Raw genomic sequence first — 480 nt, forward strand, 5'->3', positions numbered from 1 at the left:
GACAGACAAGGATGGAAAAGCAACCGTTTCAGGTTTATCCATAGGAACATATAAGTTAGTAGAGGTAGAAAGTTTACTAGGTTATAAAAAGCTAGAAAAACCAGTATCATTCGAAATCAAAAAAGGTATGACGAAAGTCTTATCATTGAAAATAGAGAATGAATTGGTAGACAAAGGTACTTTAGAAGTTACAAAAGTGGACAAAGAAAGTGGCACAGTATTAGCAGGCGTAACTTTCGAAGTGCAAGATGAAAAAGGGAAAGTAGTAACAAAAGTAACGACAGACAAGGATGGAAAAGCAACCGTTTCAGGTTTATCCATAGGAACATATAAGTTAGTAGAGGTAGAAAGTTTACCAGGTTATAAAAAGTTAGAAAAACCAGTATCATTTGAAATCAAAAAGGGTATGACAGAAGTTTTATCGCTGAAAGTAGAAAACGAACAAGTAGATAAAGGCTCAGTAGAGATTACAAAAGTGGA

At 34.4% G+C, this 480-nt stretch carries 1 protein-coding gene; it reads left to right on the top strand.

Features of this window, described 5'->3' with window-relative positions; all coding sequences use genetic code 11:
* Positions 1–480: MSCRAMM family protein (locus JDS99_RS30980; protein ID WP_199696501.1), on the top strand; the 480-nt coding region annotated here is incomplete at both ends.

Origin of the sequence: Bacillus cereus group sp. N6, from assembly GCF_016483705.1 — a bacterium.
Taxonomy (GTDB): domain Bacteria; phylum Bacillota; class Bacilli; order Bacillales; family Bacillaceae_G; genus Bacillus_A; species Bacillus_A wiedmannii.